4 protein-coding genes are annotated in these 4,226 nt (G+C 69.4%); all 4 read left to right on the top strand.

Annotation, left to right across the window (positions count from 1 at the left end; all coding sequences use genetic code 11):
- Positions 1-27 precede the first annotated feature (27 nt).
- The 4 genes from D471_RS0120240 to rdgB all read left to right on the top strand — a co-directional run bounded on the left by D471_RS0120240 (position 28) and on the right by rdgB (position 3,634).
- Positions 28-975 carry a PLP-dependent cysteine synthase family protein gene (locus D471_RS0120240; protein ID WP_017600305.1) on the top strand — a complete coding sequence of 316 codons (948 nt, stop codon included), beginning with the start codon at positions 28-30 and terminating at the stop codon, positions 973-975.
- 334 nt (positions 976-1,309) lie between these two features.
- Positions 1,310-2,062 carry an MBL fold metallo-hydrolase gene (locus tag D471_RS0120235; RefSeq protein ID WP_017600304.1) on the top strand — a complete coding sequence of 251 codons (753 nt, stop codon included), beginning with the start codon at positions 1,310-1,312 and terminating at the stop codon, positions 2,060-2,062.
- Between the two features lie 160 nt (positions 2,063-2,222).
- Positions 2,223-2,942, top strand: coding sequence for a ribonuclease PH (gene rph, locus D471_RS0120230; RefSeq protein WP_083924268.1), 720 nt, complete (start codon positions 2,223-2,225; stop codon positions 2,940-2,942).
- Positions 2,943-3,028: 86 nt separating this feature from the next.
- Entirely contained in the window at positions 3,029-3,634 is a 606-nt protein-coding gene (rdgB, locus tag D471_RS0120225) for an RdgB/HAM1 family non-canonical purine NTP pyrophosphatase (protein ID WP_026127901.1), read from the top strand.
- The last annotated feature ends 592 nt before the right edge of the window (positions 3,635-4,226 follow it).

Raw genomic sequence — 4,226 nt, 5'->3', positions numbered from 1 at the left:
GGCCCGCCCCCAGCCGCTAGGCCGGGTATGCGCTACGACTCCCTGCTCGACTCCCTCGGTGGCACGCCGCTCGTCGGCCTGCCCCGACTGTCGCCCTCACCGGACGTCCGGCTGTGGGCGAAGCTGGAGGACCGCAATCCCACCGGCTCGATCAAGGACCGCGCCGCGTTCTTCATGATCGAGCAGGCTGAGAAGGACGGGCTGCTCTCCCCGGGGTGCACCATCCTGGAGCCGACGTCGGGCAACACCGGGATCTCCCTGGCCATGGTCGCCAAGCTGCGCGGCTACCGCATGGTCTGTGTGATGCCGGAGAACACGTCGGCCGAGCGTAAGCAGCTGCTGAGTATGTGGGGGGCCGAGGTCCACTTCTCCGATGCGGCGGGCGGGTCCAACGAGGCCGTGCGCGTCGCCAAGGAGATGGCGAGGGCCAACCCCGACTGGGTGATGCTCTACCAGTACGGGAACCCGGCCAACGCCCGGGCCCACTACGAGACCACCGGCCCCGAGATCCTCGCGGACCTGCCGGAGATCACCCACTTCGTGGCGGGGCTGGGGACCACCGGCACCCTCATGGGGGTGGGCCGGTACCTGCGGGAGAACAAGCCGGACGTGCGGATCGTCGCAGCCGAGCCGCGCTACGGCGAGCTGGTCTACGGCCTGCGCAACCTGGACGAGGGGTTCGTCCCCGAACTGTACGACGAGAGCGTGCTGACCACACGCTTCTCCGTCCCCTCGGACGCCGCGCTCAAGCGGACCCGGGAGCTCCTCGACCAGGAGGGGATCTTCGCGGGCATCTCCACCGGCGGCGCCCTGCACGCCGCCTTGGGGATGGCGCGCAAGGCCGAGCAGTCGGGTGAGCGCGCTGACATCGTGTTCGTCATCGCCGACGCCGGGTGGAAGTACCTGTCCACCGGTGCCTACGAGGGGACGCTCGACGAGGCCGAGGAGCGCCTGGAGGGTCAGCTCTGGGCCTGAGGCCCCTCGACTCGACCGCCGGCCCGTGCCGGCCGGGAGGGCCGGCGCCCCGAACGGGGCGCCGGCCCTCGGTGTGTCGGGAACGACCGCGTCGGACACCGGTGGCTCCGGGATGTGACCGAACCGGACATCATTGGTCGGGTCGTGTGAAAAATTCACACGTGACGCACGTCGCCTGAGATGCAGGCCACATTTTGTACCACCCGGGCGGCCATTGGGGTACACCCGTAACAACGGGACATCCGCAGAACCAGCCGCCATCCGCGCTCAGCGTCGACAGGGACGACGAGGGTGCCACGGACGCCGCGCGGCCCATCGAGAAGGCGACGACGACGTGCGACTCACGATTATCGGGTCCTCCGGGAGCTTCCCCGGGCCGGACAGCCCGGCCTCCTGCTACCTGGTCGAAGCGGACGGCTTCCGTCTGCTCCTCGACATGGGCAACGGGGCGCTGGGGGCGCTCCAGCGGCATGTCGACATCTACTCCGTGGACGCGGTGTACCTGAGCCACCTGCACGCCGACCACTGCTTCGACTTGTGCTCGTACTGGGTCGCGCGCATGTTCCCGCCGGGCGGCGTCAAACCGCGCATCCCCGTGTACGGCCCCAAGGGCGTGGCGTTGCGCATGGCCGAGGCGTACGGACTCGACCCCGACCCCGGCATGACCGAGGCCTTCGACTTCCACGAGCTCACCGTCGGCACGTTCGGGATCGGTCCGTTCACCGCCCGCGTCGACGAGGTCAACCACCCGGTGGAGGCGTACGGGATCCGACTGGAACACCGGGGGCGGACCCTGACCTACTCCGGTGACACGGGGGCCTGCGACTCCCTGATCGAGCTCGCGACCGACACCGACCTGTTCCTGTGCGAGGCGGCCTTCCAGGACCACCGGGAACACCCCAAGGACATGCATCTCACCGGCAGCGAGGCGGGCGAGCACGCCAGCCGGGCACGTGCGCGGAAACTGCTCCTCACCCACTTGGTGCCGTGGAACGACGACGAGGTCACACTCACCGAGGCACGATCCACCTACGACGGTCCGATCGGGCTGGCGCGCAGCGGTGAGACTCACATCGTCGGGGCCTGAGGGCCGCTGAGGGCCGGGTTGGGAAGCGGATTCGTCGGCCGTGCCGGGCATGGTCGACGGACCAAGACCGCCGAAGGACGGCAAAGGGCGCGCCCTTCGCCGAGGCGGACACTTCGCGGCTCCCGCACCGATGGACACTCCACGGATATACGCTCTTTCCATGGCTCGACCTGACGGACGCGTTCCGACCCAACTCCGACCCGTGACCATCACCCGCAACTGGCTCCGCCACGCGGAGGGTTCCGCACTCATCGAGTTCGGTGACACCAGAGTCCTGTGCGCGGCCACCGTCGAGGACGGTGTCCCCCGGTGGCGTCGGGGGACCGGCGAGGGCTGGGTCACCGCCGAGTACGCGATGCTTCCCCGCTCCACCGACACCCGGGGCGCCCGTGAGTCCGTCCGCGGCAAGATCGGCGGCCGCACGCACGAGATCTCCCGCCTCGTCGGCCGCTCCCTGCGCGCCGTCGTGGACTTCAAGGCGATGGGCGAGCACACCATCACCCTGGACTGCGACGTTCTCCAGGCGGACGGCGGAACCCGGACCGCGGCGATCACCGGCGCCTACGTGGCCATGGCCGACGCGATGAAGTGGCTGCGCAAGCGCCGCAAGCTGAAGAACAACCCGCTCACCGGCTCGCTGTCCGCGGTGAGCGTCGGCGTGGTGCAGGGCCAGCCCCGACTGGACCTGAACTACCTGGAGGACTCGGTCGCCCAGACCGACATGAACGTCGTCGTCACGGGTGAGGGCAAGTTCGTCGAGGTGCAGGGCACCGCCGAGGGCGCCCCCTTCGACCGGGAACTCCTGGACTCCCTGCTCGATCTCGCGGTCAGCGGCTGCGAGGAGCTGACCGCGATCCAGAAGAAGGCGTTGGCGGAGTGACCACGGCTCACACGGCCCATCCCACCGGTTCGACGCGAGGCGGCATCGGCAGGCGGATCGGGAGCGTGCCCGGAGGAGGCGGAGAGGTGCGGATCGTACTGGCCACCCGCAACGCCAAGAAGGTCCCGGAGATGCGGGCCATCCTGGCCGAGGCGGGCGTCGAGGCCCAGGTGCTGGCGCTCGACTCCTTCCCGGACGCTCCGGAGGTTCCCGAGACCGAGCCGACCTTCACGGGCAACGCGCTGCTCAAGGCCCGCGCCATCGCCGCGCACACGGGTCTTCCCGCGGTGGCGGACGACTCGGGACTGAGTGTCGACGAGCTCAAGGGCATGCCCGGGGTGCTGTCGGCACGGTGGTCGGGGCGGTTCGGGGAGAAGGACCAGGACCGCGCGAACCTGGACCTGGTGCTCGACCAGCTCGCCGACACCCCCGCCGAGCGCAGGGGCGCACGGTTCGTGTGCGCCGCGGCGCTGGTGATGCCGGACGGGGTCGAGGTGGTGGCCGAGGGGGTGCTGCGCGGCCGACTCCTGCGGGAACGGCGCGGGGACCACGGGTTCGGCTACGACCCGGTGTTCGCTCCGGAGGGACACACGAGGACCACCGCGGAGATGTCCCCGGAGGAGAAGAACGCGATCAGCCACCGGGGGATCGCGTTCCGGAAGCTGGCGCGTGAGCTGGCCGAGATGATCTGAGGCGCGTGCCTCCCGCACGGTCGACGACGGGTGTGCGGAGCGCGCCGCACGTGAACGGACCCGGGGCGGTTCAGGGGCTTGGGAGTCTCTGGACCGCCCCGGGTCCGTGCTGTCGCGGGGGATGGAGGGTTCCCATGAGGAATCTGGGATCGGGGGGTTTGAGTCTGGGGTGAGCTGGGGAGGATGGATCTTGCCTGGACATGGTCCAGGTCACAGACAGCCGGTCCTCGGAAGAGGATCGACTCGCCCGGAGGCGCCGCTAGTCCGTGAACCGGTCGCCAGGATGAGGATCGACGCGGGACATCCGATGGCGGGGGTTACCCTCCACCAAACAGATGGAGTTGACGCTTCCGGGCCCATTGTCTAGACTCGGCAAGTCTTCGCGGGACGGCGAGCGGCGATCAGTCGACTCGGAACCGGGCCGCGGCTCACAGACCTCCTCCCGACCGAACCGGTCCGAGCACATGCTTGGAGCGGGTAAGCTCGGGGAGCCGCTTCACAAACCCGAACGGGCGAATCCGTACGCTAGGGTGAATGAAGCAAAACGGGTGCTTTACCCCGTTCGGTTGATCCGAAACCGCCGATTTGGCGG

Origin of the sequence: Nocardiopsis lucentensis DSM 44048, assembly GCF_000341125.1 — a bacterium.
Taxonomy (GTDB): Bacteria; Actinomycetota; Actinomycetes; order Streptosporangiales; family Streptosporangiaceae; genus Nocardiopsis; species Nocardiopsis lucentensis.
This window is presented reverse-complemented; position numbering and strand designations above follow the sequence as displayed.

Bases quoted from the DNA above. Each gene is read 5' to 3' on its own strand.
- D471_RS0120240 (WP_017600305.1), top strand. From the start codon at position 28: ATGCGCTACGACTCCCTGCTCGACTCCCTCGGTGGCACGCCGCTCGTC.
- rph (WP_083924268.1), top strand. From the start codon at position 2,223: ATGGCTCGACCTGACGGACGCGTTCCGACCCAACTCCGACCCGTGACC.